This is a genomic window from Legionella pneumophila subsp. pascullei, assembly GCF_900637585.1.
GTDB lineage: Bacteria > Pseudomonadota > Gammaproteobacteria > Legionellales > Legionellaceae > Legionella > Legionella pascullei.
Genome location: NZ_LR134380.1, coordinates 1,949,655 through 1,972,684 on the forward strand (window position 1 = coordinate 1,949,655; position 23,030 = coordinate 1,972,684).

Sequence of the window (23,030 nt, forward strand, 5' to 3'; positions counted from 1 at the left end):
ATGTCCATCGAGCTCATGCTTCTTTGTTGATAAACCAAAAACTCTTCTTACTCTTTATTCTCATTCCTCATAGCTCAACTATCAATACATCTTGAGATATTCAGACTCATTTTGCATTGAGTCGCAAAGTTCGCTCTAATAATTGAGTATAAATTGGCTCATTACGTGCTAATTGCACCACAATGGTTGCCGTGATGCATGAGATCATAAGAGGAAGAATTAGAGAGTAATTTTTAGTCATTTCAACAACCAGGACCACACCAGTAATTGGCGATCGTACTGCGGCTGCAAAAAGCGCTCCCATACCTGCAACCGCAAACATTCCAGGTTCAATTGAAAAATCCATACTCAACCATTGGAATAAATGGAAAAAACCTAATCCAAATAGTGTTCCCAAAGCCAGCATTGGGGCAAAAATCCCGCCAGGCACACCACTTGAGTAGGATAACATCGTCATAATAAACCTGATAACAATAAGACTGCATAATACACTAAACGCAGGTGACATAGTCAGTGCTTCACTGATAATCACATAGCCACCTCCGACAGTAGCTGGATAAGAATAAGCCAGATACCCAACTAACAATCCAACGGCTAAAATATAATATTTCTTGTGTTTGGGATTTTGTTTATCCAACCATCCAACAGTTCTCATGAGCGTGACATTGAATAATAAACCAATTAACCCCATTAATATTCCAAAAACAAAGAATAGCCACAAAGACCCCAGCGTGGGTAATTCAAAAACTTCCATTTGAATAGCCGGTTGTGAACCTATGATAAGATGCAAAACAATCGTTGCCATTACACAGCAAATAACCACCATTTTAAAATTGGTAAATGAATAATTAAACTGGTTACGCATTTCCTCCATGACAAAGAGCACACCAGCCAAAGGGGCATTAAATGCCGCAGCTAAACCAGCTGCAGAACCAGCGGCTATTAAAGTATCCCGGCGACGGCGTGTAAGCCGAAACAACTCTCCAAGCATCTGTCCGAGATTACCACCCATCTGAATAGTAGGCCCTTCTCTTCCCATAACCATTTTTGCCGATATAGATAACACACCCCCAAAAAATTTTACTGGTATCAGGCGCTTCCAAAATATTGGTCTCACATGAAGTAAAGTACCTTCAATTTCTTGCACACCACTTCCTGCCGCTTCTGGCGCGATGTATTTCACCATCATCCAAGCGATAAATAGCATCATCATGGATATCAAGGCGGAAACCATTCCTTCAGGAAGCCCATAACTGCCAGCGATACGAAATAATTGCTCCAATAAATGATCTACCTGTTGAATAGTCAGTTGAAATAAAGAAGCAATTGTGCCTGTTAATATCCCTAATAAAACTGATACAAAATATAAAATCAGTATTTTTTTACCCATTATCCTTCACCATGTTCATCAAATTGATGATTATTTTTAAACCGACTTGGTCCGATAAAGACAAAATTGTCTCAGGATGAAATTGAACCGCATGCACAGGTAGATACTCATGAGAAACCGCCATAATGACATCATCTTCACTTACAGCAGTAACCAATAATTCATTGGGTAAAGCCTCTGATCTGGCATAGAGTGAATGGTATCTTCCCGCTTTAAAACAATCTCCCAAGCCTGTGAACAAACCCTTGGTATTTAATACCCTAATTAATGAGGACTTTCCATGCATAGGATAATCAAGAACATCCAAAACCCCTCCAAAATACTCAACAATACCTTGTAGACCCAAACAAACACCAAATAATGGTATTTTCTTTGAGAGTATCACCTCGATTGTTTCTGAAAGCTTAAAATCAATTGGTTTGCCTGGGCCAGGTGATAATACGATCAAATCAAAATGATTATTCTGTAAATAGCCAATTGCCTTGTCATAACGAACCGTAATAACGTCAGCTCCTGTTTGCCTTAAATAATTTGCCAAAGTATGAACAAAGGAATCTTGATGATCGATAAGTAAAACTTTTTTATTTTTCCCTACCAGAGCGATATCCTCTGTTTTCTTTTTAGCTTTTAACCATGGTTTTTGTAAAATGTCTAAAAATGCGGAAGCCTTTAATCTCGTCTCCTCTTCCTCTGCTTCAGGGATAGAGTCATAAAGTAAAGTAGCACCTACTCTAATTTCTGCAACTCCCTTTTCTATTCTCACCGTTCTTAAGACCAATCCCGTATTCAAGTTTCCATCAAAACCAAACCATCCTACAGCTCCTGCATACCATTTACGTGGAGATTTCTCGTGTTGTTCAATAAAATTCATAGCCCAAATTTTAGGCGCACCGGTTACAGTAACAACCCACATATGAGTTAAAAAAGCATCTACTGCATCAAATCCATCTCTTAAAATACCCTCCACATGATCCACTGTATGAATCAATCGGGAATACATTTCAATTTGACGGCGCCCAATGACTTTTACACTCCCTGCTTCGCAAATTCTTGACTTATCATTCCTGTCCACATCGGTACACATGGTTAATTCTGATGCTTCTTTCTCTGAATCTAATAATGTCTGAATATTGTGAGCATCCTCAATAGCATCCGCTCCCCGTTTGATAGTACCCGAGATAGGGCAAGTTTCTACTCTTTTGCCTTGAACACGAACATACATTTCAGGTGAAGCGCCTACCAGATATTCTTCGTCGCCCAAATTAATAAAAAAACCATATGGCGATGGATTTATTTCTCGCATTTGACGAAATAATGTTGAGGGCTTTTCAGCAAAGTGAGTATAGAAAGTTTGGCTTGGAACCACTTCAAACAAATCACCACAGGAAAATTTTTTTTTGGCTTTCTTGACCACTTCGGCATACTCACCTGGTTCATGATCACAGCTTTTTTCCGGTTTATGAATAGGTTGATAGGGTGCATATTTTCCTTCTCTGGACAAAGATTGAGTTGATCGGCCCTGATATTGAAAATCATAGCGTCTAACAAAGGCCTCTTCCTTACGGTGATTCACTATGTAAATTTCATCAGGCAGATAAAGAACCATATCTCTTTGTGTTTCATTTCTTGGTTTACATCGTTCCAACTGTTCAAATTGATAAATCAGGTCAAACCCAAAAGCACCATATAAACCTAGGTAAGAATCTTCTTCTGTTTTAAAAAAATTCAATAAGAGTCGGATTATACTAAATACTGACGGTTGATGACTTCGCTCTTCCTCGCTAAATACTTTGTCTGATGATTTAATTTTTAGCTGACAAAATGAGGCTGTTTGGCTAATTATCTCCCATGAATCTGTTGTTTTTAATAACGGATAAAGAAAAGATAATAATATTTCTCCCCGTTGATTTAATGCCTCTAAGCGGATAGTACTACTTTGACAGATCATAACTAATGGGGGATTATAAAAACCCATGTCCCAACAAGTATAGCGTCCTGGATATTCAAAGCTTGAAGCAAATACAGCTCCTCTCTGGGAATCAAGACTTTCAAGCAGAAAGTCTATGCCTTGTTGATAATCCAACTCTTGTTGAGAAAACTCAACATGAACACCGCCGAGAGTTTTATATTGTTGTAACATGAATACCATTCTCTATCATTTAATTCGTACAAATATTCATTCTACTGTAAAACCACTGTTCTGCAAGAATCTTGTAACATTTCAATATGATTGCTATTTATGTCTTCAGGATAGACTGCAAATCCTGCTTCAAAAAAACATTATTGCAGTCATGATGAAACAGGATCCCAAGAACAAAGAACGCAAACTGGCTCAACAGACTAAAAGATAATTAAACTAATACTTCATTTTTAGAACAATACCGCTATAATGTAAAACCCTTATATTTGGATATGGTCATGACTCTCTCTGCTAAAGATCTTGAAAATATTTCAAAATTGGCTTATTTAAACGAAGATTCTGAGCATTCTGCAAAATTAACTCAAGAAGTAAGTGCAATCATGGATTTTGTTGACCAGCTCAAAACAATTGATACAAGCCAAGTAGCACCTCTTTTTCATCCCTTGGCACTAAATCAACGCTTAAGGCCAGATGAAATAACAGAAGCGGAATGTCTTGCTGAATTAGAAGCCATGGCGCCTTTATTTGAGGATAACTTATATTTGGTTCCCAAGGTGATATCATCGGATAAATAACAATGGAACAATACTCACTGGCTCAATTATCAAAGGCTCTTCATGATCGAGAATTTTCAAGTGTTGAATTAACACAATACTGTATTAACAAAATTCAAAATAATAAAGACTTGAACGTATTCATCAGTCTTGATGAAGAGCAGGCTCTTAAAGAAGCGCAATCGGCTGATTTGATACTAAAAAATGGGGAGGGAAAACTCCTGACTGGAATTCCCATGGCCCTCAAGGATTTGTTTTGTACAAAACGATTAAATACAACTTGTGCTTCGAAAATGCTGGCCAATTTTCAGGCTCCCTATAACGCCACTATCGTCACAAAATTAAAGCAAAATGGCGCAATTATGATTGGAAAAACCAATATGGATGAATTTGCCATGGGTTCCTCTAATGAAAACAGTTATTTTGGCCCTGTAAAAAACCCGTGGGATAAGGAAAGAGTGCCAGGTGGATCATCAGGTGGTTCCGCAGCAGCTGTTGCTGCAAACTTAGTTCCTTTTGCAATTGGCTCAGATACCGGTGGCTCAATTCGTCAACCAGCTGCCTTTTGCGGGATCAGTGGGATAAAACCCACCTATGGATTAGTCTCTCGATTCGGAATGGTTGCCTTTGCCTCAAGCCTTGATCAAGCGGGCCCATTTGCCAGGTCAGCGGAAGATCTTGCCATAATACTTCACTGTATGGCTGGATTTGATAGTAGGGATTCCACGTCGGTTGATACAGTCATACCTGATTATTCAGCAGAAATTAAAAAACCAATAGATAAAATACGCATAGGACTTCCTTCCTGTTTTTTTCAACCTCAAGTCGAAAAAGGCATCCAAAATGCCATACATGAGGCAGTGAAACTATTCGAGAACCTAGGAGCTGAAATAATTGAAATTGATTTGAAGCTTCAGCCACTGTGGGTACCATGCTACTATGTTATAGCTTGTGCGGAAGCTTCATCAAACCTTTCGCGTTATGATGGCTTAAGATTTGGCCACCGGAGTAAATCCGCTTCAAGCTTAATTGAATTAATCACTAACTCTCGAAGTGAAGGTTTTGGTAATGAAGTAAAACGCCGAATCCTAACTGGAACCCATGTGCTCTCATCAGGTTTTTTTGACGCCTACTATTTACATGCACAAAAAGTCAGGCGCTTGATTCGAGATGAATTAATTACAACTTTAAATTCTGTAGATGTTATCCTTGGACCAACAACCCCTACCACCGCTTTTAAACTGGGTGAAAAAATAGATGATCCCATACAAAATTATTTGGCAGATGTATTTACTGTAGCGGCTAATCTCGGGGGTCTGCCGGCTGTTTCTATACCAACTGGTTTTGAGAATAAGCTGCCAATTGGTTTGCAATTAATGGGCAAACACTTTAGTGAAAGTCGTTTGCTTGCAATCGCACATCATTATCAGCAACATACCAACTGGCATTTAGCCAATCCTAACAAGCAAGGGTGATATATGGAATGGGATACCGTCATTGGTCTTGAGGTACATGCTCAATTAAAAACCAAATCAAAGTTATTTTCAGGAGCATCTACTGCTTTTGGTGCCACCCCTAACTCGCAAACGAGTTTTATCGATGCTGGTTTGCCTGGTGTTCTACCTGTGTTAAATGAACAAGCCATCATAATGGCTATCCAATTTGGTTTGGCAATTCATGGAACCATTAATGATTTGTCTGTTTTTGAACGCAAAAATTATTTTTATCCTGACTTACCCAAAGGCTATCAAATCAGTCAGTATCAAAAACCCATTGTTACTAATGGCTATTTAAATATACAGCTTGGTGATAATCTGGAAAAAACAGTCCATATTGCACGCGCTCATTTAGAAGAAGATGCTGGCAAATCCCTACACGATGCCCATACTGATTACACCGGGATCGACCTCAACAGAGCAGGTACCCCACTATTGGAAATAGTCACAACCCCTTGCCTGTACTCGGCTGAAGAGGCGATTAATTATTTAAAAACGCTGCATCAATTAGTGAGATTCCTTGGAATATGCGATGGCAATATGCAAGAAGGTTCTTTTCGGTGTGACGTCAATCTGTCTATAAAACCTAAAGGCAGCTCAGTTTTAGGCACACGAACAGAACTTAAGAATCTGAATTCATTTCGTTTTATTGAAAAAGCCATTGCTTTTGAACAGGCAAGACACCAAGATATATTGGAAAGCGGTCTGTCAGTCATCCAGGAGACTCGCCTTTACAATCCTGACAATAACACAACTCAGGCGATGAGAGGCAAGGAAAATGAAAATGATTACCGTTATTTTCCTGATCCTGATTTATTACCAATTCATATTGACAAAGAACAAATTGAAGAGATTAAAAATAACCTGCCGGACTTGCCTGAAGCAATTTCCAAAGAATTAAAAAACACTCCGTCCCTAAATGATGAAGACATTAATTTCATATTATCATCACCGGACACTTATCAATATTACAAAAAAATTAAATCCCTTTGTCCGGCTGCTGATAAAACAATTATCAACTGGTTAAAAGGCCAATATGCCGCCTTTCTTAATGAACACAACCTAACCTTTGAAACACCACCAATTTCAGCTAAAACCATGGCTGCTTTCCTTAGCAAAATTCATGAGAAAAAAATCTCTTCCAGTATTGCTAAAAATATTTTCAGTATGCTTTGTGCAGGCGAAGAAGATATCGATGCGATTATTGAACGCGAAGGCTACCAGCAACAGAATGACAACTCGGCACTGGAAGAAATAGTTGAGCAAATAATCAAACAATATCCCGAACAAGTTACAGAATACAAAGCCGGTAAAGAGAAATTATTAGCTTTTTTTATCGGACAAGCGATGAAACAAACTAAAGGGAAAGCAAATCCCGAGCAAATCAATCTGTTATTAAAAAAACATCTTGGATGATGCAATATTTTTATAATTCACAATGCTCATTTATGGCTTTGTTGATTGATTGCCAGCTATTATCATCTTTTTGTCAGAAGGTATAATGCAAGCATTCAATTATAGTAGAATATTGTAACCAATTTTCATATAGAATTAATTGCATACATGACTTTTTTCCCGGTATTATTTCAAGCTAATTAATTTGTCATTTCGCTAAGGATTTTTGAAATAATGAAAATAAAGTTTTTGTTATCAATGATAGGAGTAATACTAAGCACACAATCAGCCTATGCTAAAATTCCTGATAGCTCAGCATCAAGAGCACAAAATATAAATGACAATAAGAGCACAAAAAACGCTAATAACTTTTTAAAGAAAATCACGCCTGAATTTGCTTACAGCTATATAGATTTTAACTTTGATTCGACAGCTGGTCTTAATTTCAATCGGTACAATGGGCATTCCAATCTTTATTCAATAGGTGCTGATCATATTTCTCCAGTACCGAGCATCATTGCAGGTCTTTATGTTTTAAATATAGATACTGAGGTGAGCTCTCAATTTCGATTGTTTCCCAATACTCCGATTCCTTCCAGTCAAACGATTCATAACAACACATTGTTTGGACATATGCGTAAAATAATAACTCCAAAATTTGATATAGATATTGCTGGAGGATATGGTCAAAACAGAATAAACTCACAAACTTTGATAAATCGCACTATCCCTGATATCGCTTTTTCAAAACATACTAATGACAACTGGCTTGCCAGCATCAATGCAGTTTACAGAAAACGATGGAAAAAAGTATCTCTAAGAAGCTATGTGGGAATATTATACAGTCAAATTAATTCGGGTAGTTATATATTAGCCTTCCAGTCCAACCAACGCGGGCAAATCATAGCGCCTTTAACTACAAAAACAACCTATGTTATGGAAGGGACTGAAATCAGTTACAAACTCAATCCACCATTAACCCCTTTTGTTAACGGTGGTTTGATTCAAATTGCAGATTTCACCAATAGCCGACCTATACTTACACAACAAATTAATGGATCTCTACCTCAGCTCAATATGGATAAAAATGGCTACAAACTTGGTGCTGGTGTTATTTTTAATAATAAACAAGTAACTTTAAGGCTAGAAGAAAAATATTACAGCGCAGGAAACATTTTTGAAAGTTATCAAACGACTGCTGGATTGGAGTACCGATTTGATTAGTTAGTTGTATAGTAGTTTATTTATTGTTCTTCCATACCAGAGGCACGAAAGTTATTTATGTAGTAACATGGATCAAACATATCTGTGATCAACACGGCTGAAAAACATTATTTATGCCCTTCCTTCGCAGACTATATACTGTTTAATAAAGAGATAGCTCTTTCATCTTTTATTTAAGAGTAGCAAAAGGATAATTTTCGTGAATAAACTGACACTTTATTTCCCTCAATTCCTCAATCATATAAAGTGGACTGAATTTTTCCTGGGGCTGGCAGTGACCCTATTGGTATTACTCACCTTGCTCTTTAATGTTCCCCCACTCAGCTCACTAATCTCCCAAATTGAAGGAAGAATTTATGATCAAATAATCAACCTCAATTGGCATTCAAAGCCTGAAAGCCTTAAAGTTATTATCATCGATATTGATGATAAATCATTAGAACAACAAGGAAGATGGCCATGGCCAAGAAGTAAGATAGCTGAATTATTAAATAAATTACAAGAGAATGGTGTGGTCACTGTTGGTTTCGATATAGTCATGTCAGAAGCGGAAACGAATTATGCTTTAGCTCTCATAGAAAAACTGAGTCAATTTTCTGGAAAAATGACAACAGATCAAAAACGGTTGATTACCACATTAAATAGCATTGCAAATCAAGTTGATAATGATCAAAAGCTTGTTAACGCTTTAGGCAAGAATAATGCGGTACTTGGTTTTTTTTTTCATAATAGCGAAGATATTAGAAAAGGCTCTTTACCGACACCATTAAGAGATACTGACAACAAACCTCTCCTGGAAAATAAACTATCAGTGTATCAGTTTACTAATTTCAACAGTAATTTGGCAGCATTTACTACAGCTGCAGCTTCTGGCGGGTTTGTTACTAACTTACCCGATAAAGATGGGATTATAAGACATGCTCTTTTATTGGCCAATTATAAAAATAACCTCTATCCCAGTTTATCTTTGGCAATAGCAATGAATTACCTCTTAACTGACAAGATTTCTCTGAAAAAATATAACGACCAATTGACAGGTATAGAATTAGACGGAACCCAAATCCCCACAAATCGCAAAGGCCAAATTCTTATTCCATTTTGGGGCGGCCCAGGAACACTAAATTATTATTCAGCGACCGATATATTGAACAATCAATTCAATCCTGAGGAATTGGCTGGAAGTATCGCCTTGGTTGGCTCATCCATAACTCTCTTATCTGATTTGCACCATACACCAGTCGCCCAATTATTTCCTGGAGTTGAAATAGTCGGCAATATAGTGAAAGGGCTGGTAGAACAAAAAATTCCCCGAGAATTTGACTGGGAATCATTGCAAGGAAAACTTTGTTTAGTGATTTTTGGCTTGTTATTTGCGTTTGTATTTTCTTCTTTTGGTATATTTGGCAAATTAATAGTCTTTTTGATAACGACTGTAATAATATTGACTAATACTCTTGTCCTGTTCGTATTTTACAATAATTACATCCCCCCGGCATTTTTATTAACCATCACTACCTTGCAAACTTTTGTTAATTTTTTCTATTCCTATGTTATTGAAAAGCGGCAAAAAAGACGAATAAGTGAATTGTTCGGTCAATACGTACCAAAAGAATACGTCAAAGAATTAATAGAACATCCTGAACACCACGCTATGGAAGGGTTGAACCGTGAAATGACAGTTCTGTTTACTGACATACGTAACTTCACAACAATGAGCGAAGCACTTGGTGCAGGTGGTGTAAAACTATTGTTAAATTCTTTTTTTACCCCAATGACCAAAATCATTTTTGAACATAGAGGAACAATTGATAAATACGTTGGAGATATGATAGTAGCATTCTGGGGAGCACCGATAGAAGACAAAGAGCATGCGAGTCACGCCGTTTTATGTTCTCTCTCCTTCTTTGAGCACTTACCCCAAATTAATGACAATTTATTGGAGCATGGGCTGCCACAAGTTGATATTGGAGTAGGTATAGCAACTGGTCCTATGAACGTTGGTGACATGGGTTCTGAATTTCGTCGAGCCTATACTGTTCTGGGAGATACAGTTAATCTTGCTTCCAGATTAGAGGGTCTAACCAAATTCTACCGAGTCAATATACTGACGAATGATAAAACTTGTTCCTGCCTCAATAACATCTTGTGGCGTACGATAGATAAAGTGGCGGTCAAAGGTCGAAAAACTCCATTGACTATTTACCAACCTCTAGGTATTGTTACTGAGGCATCTGAAAGGCTTCTGCAGGAACAAGAAAAGTATGAAACTGCATTAGCCCACTATTACAATCAGGATTGGCTTATTGCAGAGTACATCTTCAATGAATTAAAAAATGAAAATCCTGGAATATATTTGTACCAAATGTATATTGAAAGAATAGCGTCATTCAAAAAAAGACCTCCTTCGTCTGACTGGAATGGGGTTTATGTTCATACCAGGAAGTAAGGTCAAGAAGAAATTTTAAATACCGCAATAGGAAGGATTATGAAAACAATTCGGCTGTTTACGATATCAATGATTGCATTTTTTTTATTACTCTCTTCAATAACTCATACTGTGTGGGCTGAAAAACCAGGACACTCCAAAAAAATGGCAGAGACTACAATCACATTAATTTCCAACAACAAAATCGATTCAATTGCCAATTGCTCACTCCAATCGATCACAAGTTGTACCATACTTCTTCATCTTGCAAACCCTGGTACCCCAGGAATACTCCATGTGACTAACCACTCTTCTGTTGTTACAGCAACCCATATTGAAGCTGTACTTCCAAGCTCACTTGAGTTTCTTGTTGATGTGATTGAAAGTGGGTGTGATGTAGTTCCACCTGGAAGTACTTGTTCAATATATTTCTTTCCAATAAGCGGCCCCATTTCTCCGCAACCAGTTCAGTTAATTGGCGACAATATAAGAACTACTACATTTTATCTTGGTATAGAGATGTGATATATAGCCAGACCACCAACTATTGCCAATTATATCCGTTAGGAGTAGCTCATGAAAAAACTGATCTATATTAGTCTAGTTTTTGTTATAACCAATGCATTTGCGCAACCAGTAGCCACGGTATTATTCGCCAAACAAAAAGTCACGTCAGTCAGAGAAGGCAAGGAGTACTCCCTCTCAAGAGGTTCTCAATTGGAGCAAGGGGACACCATTGTTACCGGAACAGGTGCTCTCATCAACATCAAATATAAAAACGGGACTCTGGTAAATATAGGTGAGAACTCCAGATATAAAATTCTAGCCTTTTCCCCAAATGCATCTGATGTTCAAATCAAGGCTGAATTATCCCAAGGAAAAATAAAATTTAAAACTACAGGGAAGTCAAATGAAAGCCTGAAAACACCCGTGATAGCAATGGCAATTACAGGGACAGCTGCCGAAATATTTGTAAAATCCGATAAACAAACTTATTTTAACTTAATAGAAGGAAATATAAATAATTACACTCCTGGAAGTTACATAGCCACACCGCAGGGGGTTGTAGCTGGTGCCTTTCCTGCTGAGGGTCAGGTAAACACTCCCGCTGGCACAGATGGAAGCATCTCTGATGCTGAAACAACTGAAACCATCTCATCAGATACTACTGACGCATCAGATACTACTGATGCAACAGACACTGCCGACGCAACGGATACCGCCGACAGTGCCCAAGAGGCATCTGATACCGTTGGATTTATTGAGTCAGCTCAAGTAGTGGATCAAGCAACAACTGACTCAATAGAGGAAGCAATTGAAAGTGAAATGGCCGAGATTTCCCTTGAGTGTATAACTGTTATATAGCTTGGTATGTCATTTTTGTATGGCGACTTTACCCCCTGCTTCATATAGGGACTAAAGGCATATAATGGTATGCATTGACACCAAATATTGATATGAGTCGGTCGATAAGCCGGGTTCTGTCGTGGGCAACCATTCATCTGGGACATACGTCACCGCATGCCTCAAGCGACCTACCCGAACCCCGTATGGGCCATACGTTATGACTTTGCAGTCAAATGGATTCCTATTTGGTCTTGCTCCGAGTGGGGTTTTCCCTGCCACGATTGTTACCAATCGCGCGGTGCGCTCTTACCGCACCATTTCACCCTTACCTACGACTCCAAAAGGAATAGAAGGCGGTATATTTTCTGTGGCACTTTCCGTAGGCTCACACCTCCCAGGAGTTACCTGGCACTCTGCCCTATGGAGCCCGGACTTTCCTCCCCTTGCCTTTAGGCAAGGAGCGATTGCCTGACCGACTCTGATTTCAATATTAGCAGAGTGCCCAGGCAAAGGCCATAATTAACGATGAATTTCTATTAGAATACCGCGAAGAATAACTGAACTTGGAAAATATTAACTACACAACTGAATTAAAAATCACGGGTACCAATGAATTCATCATCGAAATAACGCTTTAATTTAGTACGCAAAGTTCCACGACTTACACCAAGAACTCGAGCAGCTTTTGATTGGTTATAACGAGTTAATTCCATAACAGTACGGAATAAAGGCGCTTCTACTTCCTCAACAATTAATTGATACAAGTTTAAATTAGCATCTTTACTGCCGACACTTGTTAAATAACCTTTCACTGCGCTAACTACTTGATGTGACAGGGCATCATTACCTTGCGTCACTTGTTGCATAACTGCACTCATTTTAATCTCCTAATACAAATTTAATGAACATAATTCATGTCCAGCACATTAATTTGGCTCTAACACCATGACCGATATAATATCAAATATCTCAAAGAGTGTAAACATTGTTTCAATGATATTCATTTATTAAGGAATTATTAAGTCTCTATTGTATCATTTTAGTTAGGTTTGTAAAAATAATTGCACTTAATTTTCTAAAAATTTACTTTTGAAATAATAATTATTAAGCATTAAAGAGGTAAACATTTCCTTTATAATTGGAAATATTTCAGGTATTAATAATTTAATTAATAAAGAGAATTAGATCACAAAATTGATAGAGCGACCTTACTTTAATACAGGATTCAAGCCAGTCGCTTATTAATAATATTATTAAAGAGACATTTTCGATTTTTTGCTTATTTTACTAAGTCACAGTAAAACTCTCTCCACAACCACATTGCCCAGTCTGATTAGGATTATTAAAAACAAATTTGTAATTTAACCCTTGTTTCACATAATCAACTTGCATATTTTTAAGAAATGGATAACTTGTTCTGTCAACACATACCAGATAGTTATCGGATAAAGAAACTACCATATCTCCTTCTAAAGGCTCTTTTACATAATCGACTACATAGGATAACCCCGAACACCCTGTCTTTTTTACTGACAATCTCACTCCTATGCTCCCTGGATTTTGCTCCAAATAGGAAACCAAGTGCTTTATTGCTGATTCACTGAAAGTGATATTAGGGCTTATGCTGTTCGCTTGTTGTATTTCTACACTCATCTCTTTACCTCTCAAATTTCTTACGCATCAAAATCAATGCTTCTTTGTATATGTCCTCTATCTGAACTGCTACAGGATACTGACTGTTAGGTATCTGTAATACATTAATTAAAATCTGAAAATCAATTAATGGAAGTGTTTCCAAAGCTTTACCTTCAATCTGACAACAGATCCATTCCATTGCCGCGATAACATAAGGATTGCCATTCGTTTTAAATCTGGCCCTGGATATGTTCTTGTCTTTGTCATATTTTATATAAAAATGCACTGTATTCAGTTGATTAGCCTGTTGACTTTGTACACCTATTGCAAAAGGATCATTTAAATCCAGCGTACCTGTATGTTGAGGCTGAAAAAAATAATCCTGTACAATTTTATTATACATCATAATGGTGATAATTCGTGAAGCCGACTTACTTGTGTGCAAATTATATCAATCGCTTTCTTTATTTGCTCCTCTGTAGTAAACCGTCCTATGGATAAACGGACCGCTGATTGCGCGTCCGTATCAGTTAAACCAATTGCTCTTAGGACATAAGATGGTTGAATACTCGCAGAAGAACAAGCAGAAGTAGTCGACACCGCCAACTCATTTAAAGCAAACAACAATGAATCTCCATTTAATCCAACAAAACTCACATTCAGATTTCCTGCGATACGCCTTTGCTCATTTCCATTTAGTTTAATAGCAGGTAAATGCCGTATTCCGTCCCATAGTTTTTTGCGTAAATTTAGAATACGCATCTGTTCGGTAATTCTTTCAGCCTCTGCAATAGCAAAAGCTTCCCCCATACCGACAATTTGGTGAGTAGGTAATGTTCCTGATCGCAATCCCCCCTCATGCCCACCACCAAAACTTAAAGTCTGTAAACGAATCCTTGGCTTATGCCTCACATACAAAGCCCCTACCCCTTTAGGCCCATAGTTTTTATGAGCAGAAAACGACATCAAATCAACTGAAAGCTGGCTCAAATCGATTGGTAATTTACCTGCGCTTTGAGCAGCATCAACATGAAATATAATTCCCTTGTTTCTTAATAACTCACCAATAGAGGCAATATCTTGTATGACACCAATTTCATTATTAACGTGCATAATAGAAACCAGAATAGTATCTGGTCTAAGGGCTGATTCAAGTTTCTCAAGGGCCAACAAACCATCTGATTCTGGATTAAGATAGGTGACTTGAAAACCTTCTTTTTCCAATTGATGAAAACTGTCAAGCACGGCCTTATGCTCAGTGCTCATAGTAACAAGATGCATTCCTTTATTTTTATAAAACCGGGCAGCTCCTAAAATAGCTAAATTATCTGCTTCTGTAGCGCCTGATGTAAACACTATTTCTTGAGGGGAAGCATTGATAGTTTCTGCAATTTGAGAACGTGCCTGCTCAACTGCCATAGAAGCAACTCTCCCATACTCATGAGTTGCTGATGCAGGATTACCAAAATCCCCTTCAGGACCTAAATATTTTATCATTTGCTCAACAACACGAGGATCAACTGGTGTTGTTGCCATATAATCAAAATAAATCGGTTTTATTGCCAATTTTATTGCTCCTATTGTCTTTCCTTGCCCACTCCAATGATTTCTGAACCTGGCTAAGCATACCTCTTAAAATGCTAACTTCCATTTTTTCAAGGTTGATTCTATTAAACAGCCGCCTTACTCTTTGCATTAATCTCCTCGGATTAGAGGGTCTCAAAAATTTAATTTCAATAAAAACTTCCTTTAGATGTTCATAAAATTGTTCAATTTCATCAGCTGTAGCCTGTTCTTCATTACGGAGAGCTACTTCAGCACGTGGGGATAATAACTTCATACGAAGTTCATAGGCTATAATTTGTACTGCTTGAGCCAAATTTAATGAACTATAGTCCGGATTGCTTGGGATATTAATATGGTAGTGACATTTTAGCAGCTCTTCATTAGTAAGTCCTGCGTGTTCTCTACCAAATACAATAGCCACTTGAGTATTATCTGATTGTTGTTTTATCAATTCTGCACAGGAAGCTGGAATCAATCCAGGTAATGACAACCCCCGTGGCCTGGCACTCGTACCTAAAATCAACTGACATCCAATTAAAGCTTCGTCCAAAGTATTTGTAACAATAGTTGCATCCAGGACATCATCAGCCCCAGCAGCCATTTCTTTGGCTTTGAGATCAGGAAATGACTTCGGACTAACCAGGTACAATGAACTTAGCCCCATAGTTTTCATGGCTCTTGCAGTGGAGCCAATATTACCAGGATGGGAAGTTGAAACCAGAACGATTCGAATAGAACTTAACTTCATAACAAATTATTCCAAATACGATTGTTAACTATATCATAGGATTTATTGATTGAACTTCTCTTTGTTTAAAAAAAATGTGTTAGAATTGCTGATTTTATAGCTAAAGAGTATATCCATGGAACCACTTTTAAATATTGCTGTCAATGCTGCGCGACAAGCTGGTGAAATCATTAATCGTTATGTAGAACAGGTTGATCGTTTAAAAATAACTCCTAAAAACAGCCATGAATATTTTAGCGAAGTGGACATTAAAGCAGAGCAAGTTATTATTAGTACGATACAGAAAGCCTATCCAGAGCATGGAATTCTTGCAGAGGAAAGCGGTATTCAGCAAGGCGATAGTGATACAGTCTGGATAATTGACCCTCTGGATGGTACTTCAAATTATCTTCATGGCTTCCCTTTTTATTCTGTATCCATAGCTCTAAAAATTAAAAATCGCCTTGAACATGGCGTTATTTATGATCCCCTGCGCCATGAGTGTTTTGCTGCAAGCAGAGGACGCGGGGCAAGGCTAAACGATAGAAGAATACGTGTGTCCAAACAAACCCAACTCACTGCTTCTCTGTTAGGTACAGGTTTTCATTTTCGTGATGTAACTCTTGCCCAGCGATATTTGCCAACCTTTGAAGCCTTGCTCGGAAAATGTGCTGGAGTTAGAAGAACAGGTTCTGCTGCTCTTGACTTGGCTTATGTTGCAAGCGGTCGTCTGGATGGTTTCTGGGAGTTTGGTTTACGCCCATGGGATATTGCTGCGGGAGCCTTACTGATCCGAGAAGCTGGGGGACTAATAAGTGATGTTCAAGGCGGAGAAGATTTCCTAAATTATGGCGACGTAGTCGCTGGAACCCCTAAGGTATTTAAGTCACTTTTACAAACAATATCACCAGTTTTAAAATAAGTTGTCAATCTAAGCCTATTAAGGCGATGACTTGGGTTTATCGATTTCAAGTAATTTTTAAATATCCGCTCTCTCACAGATGAGAAAGCGGATTAATGCTTCTCTTGAGCGTTAAAACAACTCCTATCTCAATCCCGGCTTCATTCCTAAAATTACTGGTAACTCATCTGCCATCGCTGTGCCCAAATTTTTAGTCAAGCGGTCAAAGACATTTTGCTTGTAAGTATAGTCAACCATATCAGTAATTTTAATTACCTCTCGTGCCAACTGCCCACTACTGGCATAACCATCAATTAAACCATTAGCCAACGCTTGCTCACCAGTCCAAAATAGCCCGGAAAAGGTTTCCTCATTAATCTTTAATCTATTTCCTCTTCCTTCTTTGACACGCGTAATAAATTGTTTATGTACTATATCAAGCATGGTTTGCAGCTTTTCTTTCTGAAATTCAGTAGTTGGGGAAAAAGGATCCAGGAACGCTTTATTGACGCCTGAAGTTTGTAACCTGCGTGAAATACCAAGTTTCTGCATTGCATCAACAAAACCAAAACCATTATATAAAACACCTATTGAACCGACCATGCTTGCAGGGCTTGCGTATATTTCATCTGCGCCAACAGCAACGTAATAAGCAGCGGATGCACACATATCGACACAAACAGCGTAAGTTTTAATGTTTGGTTTTAGACTTTTGTAATATTGCAAAACATTGTAAATATATTCTGCCTGTACAGGGCTGCCTCCAGGACTATTTATCCGGACAATTAATGCCTTTAATCCTTTACTTTTATATGCCTTCTCAATCCCTTTTGTGAAATTATCAGCACTTGCGGAACTGGAATCTGCGATTTCACCGTTAATATCAATCAATCCAATATGCTCTTTATCCTTAGATGCTTCTGTGGTTTTAGCGACTGAAACGATTTTATAAGATGAATAAATTAATATGACCAGGATAAAAGCTCTTATAATCCATTTCCATAGACGTTTTCTTTTCTTTTCTTTGAGATAGTCAATTACCAACTGATTAAGCAAAGCTTGTGAATCCAAATTAGAATTAGAAGATGACTCATTATTCATAAAAAACTCTTGAAAAAATGTAAATAATACCCATTTTATGGCATGTAAACTAGAATTAATACCCCAAAATAACTAGAAAGGTGTTCCTATGCGAATGGACAAACTAACATCAAAGTTTCAAATGGCTCTTGCAGATGCCCAATCCCTGGCCTTAGGTAGAGATAATGGATTTATAGAGCCAGAACATTTAATGAAAGCCTTACTCGATCAACAAGGTGGAAGTTGCAGACCTCTTCTTAGTAAAGCGGGTGTTAATATACCACTATTAAGAACCTTAATTGACCAAGCTCTGGATAAACTCCCTAAAGTATCAGGTACCGGAGGCGATATTCATATATCTAATGCGTTGAATAGACTACTTAACCTGACTGACAAATTATCGCAACAAAGAAAAGATAACTTTATTTCAAGCGAGCTTTTTATATTAGCAGCGATAAGTGAGGATAGTAACCTTGCGAAAATCCTCAAACAAGCCGGAGGTGACAACAAAGCCATTGAAAAGGCGATTGATGAGTTAAGAGGTGGAGAAACTGTTAATGATCCAAATGCAGAGGAACAGCGACAAGCCCTTGAAAAATATACCCTGGATTTGACTGAACGTGCCGAACAAGGAAAACTGGATCCAGTTATTGGACGAGATGATGAAATTCGACGCACCATCCAGGTATTGCAAAGAAGAACTAAAAATAACCCTGTATTAATAGGTGAACCTGGTGTAGGTAAAACAGCTATAGTGGAAGGTTTGGCGCAACGAATTATTAATGGTGAAGTGCCTGAAGGATTAAAGAATAAACGCTTACTGGCACTGGACATGGGTGCATTGATTGCTGGTGCAAAATATCGCGGGGAGTTTGAAGAACGTTTAAAGGCAGTTCTTAATGATTTGGCAAAACAAGAAGGTCAAATCATATTGTTTATTGATGAATTGCATACTATGGTCGGCGCTGGCAAGGCTGAAGGAGCTATGGATGCCGGGAATATGCTCAAACCAGCATTAGCTCGAGGTGAATTGCATTGCATCGGGGCTACCACATTAGACGAATACCGACAATATATTGAAAAAGATGCTGCCCTTGAAAGACGCTTTCAAAAAGTACTGGTCGATGAACCCAGTGTGGAAGACACCATTGCTATATTAAGGGGTCTTAAAGAACGGTATGAAGTTCACCATGGAGTTGAAATTACAGATCCTTCGTTGGTTGCTGCAGCAACGCTATCCCATCGTTACATCAGCGACCGCCAACTACCCGACAAAGCCATTGATTTAATTGATGAAGCAGCCAGCTTAATCCGGATGGAAATTGATTCAAAACCTGAAAGTATGGATAAACTGGAACGACGTTTGATTCAGCTAAAAATCGAGCGTGAAGCATTGAAAAAGGAAAATGATGAAGCGTCTAAAAAAAGACTTGTTGATTTACAAAAAAGTATCGATGAATTAGAGCAGAATTATTCAGACTTAGAGGAGATTTGGAAAGCTGAAAAGGCAACCATGCAAGGATCCACACAAATCAAGGAGGCACTTGAGCAAGCCAAACTGGAAATGGAAACTGCCAGAAGAGCTGGAGATTTAAGTCGTATGTCTGAATTACAGTATGGTCGTATACCTGAACTGGAAAAAAGATTAAGCCAGGTCTCTTCAGTCGATGCTATGGAAACAAAGTTGGTACGCAATAAAGTCACCGAAGATGAGATCGCAGAAGTTGTTTCAAAATGGACAGGGATCCCCGTATCTAAAATGATGGAGGGAGAAAAGGAAAAATTACTGAAAATGGAAGAAGCTTTGCATAGCAGACTTATTGGCCAAAATGAAGCAGTAGATGCTGTTTCTAATGCCATAAGACGCTCACGTGCAGGGTTATCAGATCCCAATCGTCCCATTGGTTCGTTTCTTTTTCTGGGTCCAACCGGCGTAGGAAAAACCGAATTATGTAAAGCGCTAGCTTCTTTTCTTTTTGATACGGAAGAAGCTATGGTGCGCATTGATATGTCTGAATTTATGGAAAAACACTCTGTTGCACGCTTAATCGGCGCGCCTCCTGGCTACGTAGGATATGAAGAAGGTGGCTATTTAACTGAAGCAGTCAGGCGCAAGCCCTATTCTGTTATCTTGCTCGATGAAGTAGAAAAAGCTCATACCGACGTATTTAATATTCTGCTTCAAGTTATGGATGATGGCCGTTTAACAGATGGTCAGGGACGTACTGTTGACTTTAGGAATACCGTTATTGTTATGACCTCTAATCTGGGATCTCAACTGATTCAGGAAATGAGCAGCAAATTTGATTACGATCAGATTAAGGCTGCTGTAATGGATTTAGTCAGCCAACATTTTAGACCTGAATTTATCAACAGAATTGATGAATCGGTGGTATTCCATTCCTTGACAAAAGAACAAATTGCAAAAATTGCTGCAATCCAAATTAACTACTTGCATCATCGTCTGAAACAACAAAACATTACTCTTGAAGTCACAAATGACGCTTTATCTCATTTGGCTGAAGCAGGTTTTGATCCGGTCTATGGTGCCCGCCCCTTAAAACGTACCATTCAGCAAAAATTAGAGAATCCACTGGCGCAATCATTATTGACTGGAAAATTCAAATCAGGGGAAACCATTATTGTATCCTATAAAGATGGAGTAATGGAATTTTCCAAGCAATGATTAATGTTATCATTTTGGATAAAAACACTGGAGTCCTGAATCAGGACTCCAGTATTAGGAGATTTCCAGAACAAGCTGCATAAGCGCATCAAACAAATAAAGCAGTAGTGCGAGTTTCTGCGTTGTCTTCCTGAGCTTTATTTACTGCTTGAACTTTTTTAGATAAAGCCAATTCTGTTTGAAGAATGAATGTATTCATTGGTCCTTTTCCACCAAAAAAATCAAAATTAAGCTCAACTTTAGGATTAGCTTCAAAATATGTTTTAAGAAGCCTGATTGCATCAAGCATATCCTTATCAGTCAACTCATTGGGATTTATTTCCACACCCAGAGCCTGGTGAATGCAAAACCGCAATTGCTCTTTTACACCCTCGTTTTGTAATAACAAACAAAAACCACCCAAAGCCCGATATCTTGCAAGACTGTTATTACAGTTTTTCATTGCTTCAATAAATGATCCACAATCCATCGTACTAAAATTATCCTGAATATGTCCGGTATACAATAGGTCGATAATTTTTTCTTGTATGACTTGTGATTCAATTTGAGTTTTTATTTGCTCTTCCATCAACTCTGAAGACACAGTTTTAAAATCAGGACAACTTTTTGGCAAGAATTTGCCTAGATGAGTCAAAGCCTCTTCGACTTGTCGTTGCTCTTCTTCAATTTGTTTTACCAATGATTGAATGAAATTTATGGCTTTGAATTGATTTAAAACAACAGGATTACGTCTTTTATGCTCATCAATAATTTCTTGTAAATAAATTTCAAAGTTCTTATCTGCTGCAAAATGAGGATAGCTTTTATAACGCGGCATTTTCGCCTCATCCTTGCCCACAATCAATTGCATATTATCACGAAATGTTTCTAAAGCAGTTACAATCGTTGTTACATCAATAATTTTCAGATCATTTATTCTATAATTCTTCTCCATCTCTTCAGGTAAACCTAAAGCGAGTCTTATTGCTTGAAACAATCGACAATCTTTTACATCAGATGGTGCTTTATATTTAAAAAAAAATGATGGGACAGGAATGTATGAATTAAAATTATCATACTCTTTAATCAGTCTAAAATAGCGATGAAGCAAAGCGCCTAACAAAAACAAAATGGATTGTTTATTTTTTTCCTCATTATTTTCTTTTAAAACTTCACGCAATTCATTACTTAATTGTTTAAATACATCCCTGGCAGTTTCCCTGTCTGTTTTACAAATCACAACCTTATGGGTTCTGGCCAATAATGTTTCCAGGGTATTTCTAATTAGTTCACTACTCGATACCGCTTCAGATACAGGAGGATCAGTAATAATTTTATATCTGCCTAGCAAGGTAGAGAATACAGTCTCTAAGTTACGAGTATTTACACTTAATATTTTGAACTCGGGCGGAGTAAAAGTCATAGTGTCTCCTGTCTAAAACACGCTATTAAGTCCTAAAGTACGCATAATTCCTTTATAAATATCATAGAATGAAGTTTCCTGTTTCTCCCTGGAAAGACGTAAGGTATGAATATCTGCTTGCACCGTTTTACCTAAACGGCGAATTAAGTTGTCATAAATTCGTTCATTACGATTTTGATAGGCAAATGAACAATATTGACTTAAAGCCTCCAAACTGGAATCAAATAAAGTATCGCTCATCTTTTGTGGGGAACTCACTTGCAAATCTCTTTGAAATAGCTCAACCAATGTACTATTCATTAAATTCGAAACAGTAGAGCTATAATGTGACCACATCATTAAATAAATTCCAGTCAGTACCTTTTTTTTGAATTCGTTAATATTTTTTGGGGTTACAGCAGAATATCTTGTGATACCTTTAAGATAAGCGAGTAAGTCATCATCATTCTCGCTATCCAGGCTATAAGCAACCAATTTAATCGTTTGGGCATCTTCAATGGCAGCTGTATTGGGTAATATCACTGAAAAAAAACAAAAACATCCTAAGGATGGTATGCTGCGCCTCTTTAATTGATCTGTTAATTTCAATGCATTTTGCTGAAATTCGGCAAACTCTAGCATGGTTTCCCTCCCACAAGGGCCCACCCGCAAGAACCGCAGCGAGTAACACACCTCTGATGATCAAGACTCTTTTAATTTTTATATCAACCTACACATAATATTGCAACTATTAATTTAACTATTTGCCAACAAATATTTCAAATCGCCAATTTTATTTGGATGAAGAAAATAAATATATTTTTCCGTAGGTTATTCTAAACTCAAGATATATATATTGGCTTGAATTTTAAATGACCTATTCTACAGGTGCCATTGCTTTTCAGAAATATCGATATCCACACAAGTGTACGTTGAATGCCTCGGACAAGCTGAGACACATAGGATGTTGGACAAGTCATTTAAAAATCAAATCACTGTATTTTACTGCACTGATCTTTTAAGGTAGGACTTTACGAACAATGCAACACGATATTTATCCCACCTATTCCTCAATATCATGAC

The 23,030-nt window shown here is 37.8% G+C and carries 20 protein-coding genes and 1 other RNA gene; 10 read left to right on the forward strand and 11 right to left on the reverse strand.

Annotated features, from left to right (window positions below):
- Window positions 1-106 precede the first annotated feature (106 nt).
- Window positions 107-1,390, reverse strand: a complete 1,284-nt coding sequence (gene clcA / locus EL201_RS08870) for a H(+)/Cl(-) exchange transporter ClcA (protein WP_027221917.1) — start codon at window positions 1,388-1,390, stop codon at window positions 107-109.
- The gene (locus EL201_RS08875; RefSeq protein ID WP_032828839.1) at window positions 1,383-3,530 is read right to left on the reverse strand and encodes an anthranilate synthase component I; all 2,148 of its coding nucleotides are present in this window, start codon (window positions 3,528-3,530) and stop codon (window positions 1,383-1,385) included. Before EL201_RS08875 ends, clcA begins: the two co-directional genes overlap by 8 nt.
- Between EL201_RS08875 and EL201_RS08880 the strand changes: the two genes are divergently transcribed.
- The 8 genes from EL201_RS08880 to EL201_RS08915 all read left to right on the forward strand — a co-directional run bounded on the left by EL201_RS08880 (window position 3,529) and on the right by EL201_RS08915 (window position 11,989).
- Window positions 3,529-3,741 carry a hypothetical protein gene (locus EL201_RS08880; RefSeq protein WP_027221919.1) on the forward strand — a complete coding sequence of 71 codons (213 nt, stop codon included), beginning with the start codon at window positions 3,529-3,531 and terminating at the stop codon, window positions 3,739-3,741. The two genes, EL201_RS08875 and EL201_RS08880, sit on opposite strands and share 2 nt — an antisense overlap.
- Window positions 3,742-3,808: 67 nt before the next feature.
- Window positions 3,809-4,105 carry an Asp-tRNA(Asn)/Glu-tRNA(Gln) amidotransferase subunit GatC gene (gatC, locus tag EL201_RS08885; protein WP_027221920.1) on the forward strand — a complete coding sequence of 99 codons (297 nt, stop codon included), beginning with the start codon at window positions 3,809-3,811 and terminating at the stop codon, window positions 4,103-4,105.
- 2 nt (window positions 4,106-4,107) lie between these two features.
- Window positions 4,108-5,559 carry an Asp-tRNA(Asn)/Glu-tRNA(Gln) amidotransferase subunit GatA gene (gatA, locus tag EL201_RS08890; RefSeq protein WP_027221921.1) on the forward strand — a complete coding sequence of 484 codons (1,452 nt, stop codon included), beginning with the start codon at window positions 4,108-4,110 and terminating at the stop codon, window positions 5,557-5,559.
- Between the two features lie 3 nt (window positions 5,560-5,562).
- The gene (gene gatB, locus EL201_RS08895; RefSeq protein ID WP_027221922.1) at window positions 5,563-6,996 is read left to right on the forward strand and encodes an Asp-tRNA(Asn)/Glu-tRNA(Gln) amidotransferase subunit GatB; all 1,434 of its coding nucleotides are present in this window, start codon (window positions 5,563-5,565) and stop codon (window positions 6,994-6,996) included.
- Between the two features lie 213 nt (window positions 6,997-7,209).
- Window positions 7,210-8,199 (forward strand): autotransporter outer membrane beta-barrel domain-containing protein, encoded by a 990-nt coding sequence (locus EL201_RS08900; RefSeq protein ID WP_027221923.1) that lies wholly within the window; start codon window positions 7,210-7,212, stop codon window positions 8,197-8,199.
- 199 nt (window positions 8,200-8,398) lie between these two features.
- Window positions 8,399-10,645 (forward strand): CHASE2 domain-containing protein, encoded by a 2,247-nt coding sequence (locus EL201_RS08905; RefSeq protein ID WP_027221924.1) that lies wholly within the window; start codon window positions 8,399-8,401, stop codon window positions 10,643-10,645.
- A 39-nt stretch (window positions 10,646-10,684) separates the two neighbouring features.
- The gene (locus EL201_RS08910) at window positions 10,685-11,149 is read left to right on the forward strand and encodes a hypothetical protein (protein WP_027221925.1); all 465 of its coding nucleotides are present in this window, start codon (window positions 10,685-10,687) and stop codon (window positions 11,147-11,149) included.
- A gap of 51 nt (window positions 11,150-11,200) precedes the next feature.
- Entirely contained in the window at window positions 11,201-11,989 is a 789-nt protein-coding gene (locus EL201_RS08915; RefSeq protein ID WP_027221926.1) for a FecR family protein, read from the forward strand.
- Between the two features lie 89 nt (window positions 11,990-12,078).
- Here EL201_RS08915 and rnpB read toward each other — a convergent pair.
- The 6 genes from rnpB to trmJ form a co-directional block, all read right to left on the reverse strand.
- Window positions 12,079-12,451, reverse strand: an RNA gene (rnpB, locus tag EL201_RS08920) — RNase P RNA component class A.
- Between the two features lie 110 nt (window positions 12,452-12,561).
- A complete protein-coding gene (locus EL201_RS08925) occupies window positions 12,562-12,849 on the reverse strand; it encodes a helix-turn-helix domain-containing protein (RefSeq protein WP_027221928.1) in 288 nt (95 codons plus the stop codon).
- Window positions 12,850-13,258: 409 nt separating this feature from the next.
- On the reverse strand, window positions 13,259-13,624 hold the full coding sequence (locus EL201_RS08930; protein WP_027221929.1) for a HesB/IscA family protein: 366 nt from the start codon (window positions 13,622-13,624) through the stop codon (window positions 13,259-13,261).
- A gap of 4 nt (window positions 13,625-13,628) precedes the next feature.
- A complete protein-coding gene (locus EL201_RS08935; RefSeq protein WP_027221930.1) occupies window positions 13,629-14,012 on the reverse strand; it encodes an iron-sulfur cluster assembly scaffold protein in 384 nt (127 codons plus the stop codon).
- A complete protein-coding gene (locus tag EL201_RS08940) occupies window positions 14,009-15,142 on the reverse strand; it encodes an IscS subfamily cysteine desulfurase (RefSeq protein WP_050598283.1) in 1,134 nt (377 codons plus the stop codon). Before EL201_RS08940 ends, EL201_RS08935 begins: the two co-directional genes overlap by 4 nt.
- Before the next feature lie 4 nt (window positions 15,143-15,146).
- Window positions 15,147-15,920 (reverse strand): tRNA (cytosine(32)/uridine(32)-2'-O)-methyltransferase TrmJ, encoded by a 774-nt coding sequence (gene trmJ, locus EL201_RS08945; protein ID WP_027221932.1) that lies wholly within the window; start codon window positions 15,918-15,920, stop codon window positions 15,147-15,149.
- Between the two features lie 115 nt (window positions 15,921-16,035).
- On the opposite strand from trmJ, the gene EL201_RS08950 reads away from it, so the two are divergent.
- Entirely contained in the window at window positions 16,036-16,821 is a 786-nt protein-coding gene (locus EL201_RS08950) for an inositol monophosphatase family protein (RefSeq protein ID WP_027221933.1), read from the forward strand.
- A 123-nt stretch (window positions 16,822-16,944) separates the two neighbouring features.
- Here the strand turns inward: EL201_RS08950 and EL201_RS08955 are convergent, their stop codons facing one another.
- On the reverse strand, window positions 16,945-17,901 hold the full coding sequence (locus EL201_RS08955) for a S49 family peptidase (RefSeq protein ID WP_027221934.1): 957 nt from the start codon (window positions 17,899-17,901) through the stop codon (window positions 16,945-16,947).
- Between the two features lie 88 nt (window positions 17,902-17,989).
- Here EL201_RS08955 and clpB point away from each other — a divergent pair, with 88 nt between their 5' ends.
- Window positions 17,990-20,566 (forward strand): ATP-dependent chaperone ClpB, encoded by a 2,577-nt coding sequence (clpB, locus tag EL201_RS08960; RefSeq protein WP_027221935.1) that lies wholly within the window; start codon window positions 17,990-17,992, stop codon window positions 20,564-20,566.
- Window positions 20,567-20,654: 88 nt separating this feature from the next.
- Here the strand turns inward: clpB and EL201_RS08965 are convergent, their stop codons facing one another.
- The gene (locus tag EL201_RS08965) at window positions 20,655-21,968 is read right to left on the reverse strand and encodes a hypothetical protein (protein ID WP_027221936.1); all 1,314 of its coding nucleotides are present in this window, start codon (window positions 21,966-21,968) and stop codon (window positions 20,655-20,657) included.
- A gap of 12 nt (window positions 21,969-21,980) precedes the next feature.
- Window positions 21,981-22,628: a lpg1752 family Dot/Icm T4SS effector gene (locus EL201_RS08970; RefSeq protein WP_080273054.1), complete on the reverse strand. Its 648-nt coding sequence runs from the start codon at window positions 22,626-22,628 to the stop codon at window positions 21,981-21,983.
- Window positions 22,629-23,030: the final 402 nt, after the last annotated feature.